Annotated in this window: 2 protein-coding genes; one reads left to right on the forward strand and one right to left on the reverse strand. The window is 56.6% G+C overall.

The window, feature by feature from the left end:
• Positions 1 to 340 (forward strand): hypothetical protein (locus tag BF95_RS30185; RefSeq protein WP_235210023.1); only part of this gene is annotated, 340 nt, incomplete at its 5' end.
• A gap of 390 nt (positions 341 to 730) precedes the next feature.
• On the opposite strand, the gene BF95_RS30190 is transcribed toward BF95_RS30185, so the two are convergent.
• Positions 731 to 1303, reverse strand: coding sequence for an ArgP/LysG family DNA-binding transcriptional regulator (locus BF95_RS30190; protein ID WP_235210024.1), 573 nt, complete (start codon positions 1301 to 1303; stop codon positions 731 to 733).
• Positions 1304 to 1515 lie beyond the last annotated feature (212 nt).

Genomic DNA, 1515 nt, shown 5'->3' on the forward strand with positions numbered 1-1515 from the left:
TCTGGTGGCGAACAATGTGGCGACCTTCCAGCGCTTCCACACAAATGGTTTCATACTGGTCGATGCCCTGCTGGGCTATGACCTTGGTCGGGCAAGTTCGTCGCTTGAGGCTGGAGCCTGGCCGTTAATGCTGCCAATTTGCTGGACAAGACGCATATCAGCGCCTGCCCTTTTAACAACAGCTGCTATTATGGCGCACCACGCACGGTGGTTGGGTCGCTCCGCTATAGCTGGTAAGTCTCGAAGGCTGGATGTCGCTATCAAGGAAAAGCACGGTCGTCAGTTGGCACGTTTTTTTGTTCGAGGGCGACCGTGCCCGACCCTTCTGAGACATTCATGACCGAATTTCTCGCTCCCGATTCCAGTCAGTCCGCTTCTTCACATTGGCACGGGTTGGAGGTGCTGCCTGGCGACTTTCTTTACGGCGCTGGTCATGGCCTGAATGGCCTGTGCATGGAGACGGGATACTGTCCAGAATAGCGGGACGTCCATTGTGTCTCCCGGCACCAATTCGATCAAGGTACCTGCATGGATGCGCGGTTTTGCCAATGTCTTCGGTTGAAGGCCCCAACCAAGACCGGCGCAGGCGAGATCGAGAAATCCCTGTGTTGATGGAATCCAGTGCGTTGGTGCATTCAGGTCCGTGCCGAAGGCGGCTTTAGCCCACCTTCCCTGAGCTGGTCTTTCCTGTTGAAGCGCATGACTGGCGCTATGTTAAGACTGTCCCCCGTCAATCCCCGGTCGGGGAAAATATCGAGCGACAAAAATCCGGGCTGGCACAAGCGACATAGCTGAGCGATCCCACTGCAATCGTCCTGCATCCGGCGACGGGTTCCGGGTCGGATGTGACGACAGCAAGCACTTCTCCGGTCCGCAGACGATCGGCCGTGTGCCCTTCATCCTCAAGCGTCAATTCCACCAGCATCCCGGTCGTTCGGGCAAAGTCCGCCATGGCATATGGAAACCATGTCGCAAGGCTGTCGGCATTGACTGCAATGCTCAGAGATGGGCGGGAGCTATCCTGTATTCCGTTGGCAAAACTCATCGGAAGATCTGCTTCAAGCAGACGCACTTTGTCGAAATGCGCGCATAGCTCCCGGCCCTGCTCTGTCGCCGTACAAGGTTGCCCACGAACGACGAGGGCGATCCCCAACCGCTCTTCAAATCCCCTGACCCGCTGTGAAACCGCCGAGGGGGGTGATCTTGAGCAGAGCGGCGGCTTTTTTTCGAAGCTGCCTTCGCGCACGACGGCGGCGACAGCCGCAAGGGAGGGATAGTCCAACATGATGAAGTATTGCTTCATCAGGATTAGAATAACAAGTTATACTAAACCACGCACATGCTGGATATGGAGAGAATGACTGACATATTCGCTCCCTTTCTCTCCGGCTTCCTGCTGTCCGCCGCATTAATCATGGCGATCGGTGCCCAGAACCTGTTTGTCCTCCGACAGGGGCTCAAGCGCGAGCATGTCGGGCCAGTCGTCCTTTTTCTGCGGCAGCGCAGACGCTCTGC

The sequence above is a fragment of the Sphingobium sp. Ant17 genome (assembly GCF_000588875.1).
In the GTDB taxonomy this organism is placed as follows: domain Bacteria; phylum Pseudomonadota; class Alphaproteobacteria; order Sphingomonadales; family Sphingomonadaceae; genus Sphingobium.

Bases quoted from the DNA above. Each gene is read 5' to 3' on its own strand.
- BF95_RS30190 (WP_235210024.1), bottom strand. From the start codon at position 1,303: ATGAAGCAATACTTCATCATGTTGGACTATCCCTCCCTTGCGGCTGTC.